This window comes from Streptomyces sp. NRRL S-340 (genome assembly GCF_000720185.1).
Lineage (GTDB): Bacteria > Actinomycetota > Actinomycetes > Streptomycetales > Streptomycetaceae > Streptomyces.
On sequence record NZ_JOIY01000130.1, the window covers coordinates 1 to 379 of the forward strand.

At 68.1% G+C, this 379-nt stretch carries 1 pseudogene; it reads left to right on the forward strand.

Annotated features, from left to right (window positions below):
• Nucleotides 1–5: 5 nt before the first annotated feature.
• Nucleotides 6–379: pseudogene (locus tag IG64_RS37260) on the forward strand (transposase); the annotation flags it as partial.

Below are 379 nucleotides of genomic sequence, written 5' to 3' on the forward strand. Positions count from 1 at the left end.
GGCTTGTGCTGATCGTGGAACGTTTGGTGCCGGACGAGTTGTACGACCTGTTCCAGCGGGTGGTGCCGCCCGCCCCATCACGACCACAGGGCGGTGGCCGGCGTCGGTTCGGTGACCGCGAGGTGCTCGCGGCGATCATCTTCGTGGCCACCACGGGCTGTACCTGGCGGCAACTGCCGCCGTTCTTCCGCCCGTCGGGACCGACCGCGCATCGGCGCTTCACCGAGTGGAGTGCCGCCCGGGTTCGGGCCAAGCTGCACCGCCTGATCCTGGACGAACCGGGCTCGCGCGGCGAGCTGGACTGGTCGCGCTGCGCGATCGACTCGGTGAACATGCGGTCTCTGAAAGGGGGGATCTGACAGGTCCGAATCCCGTAGAT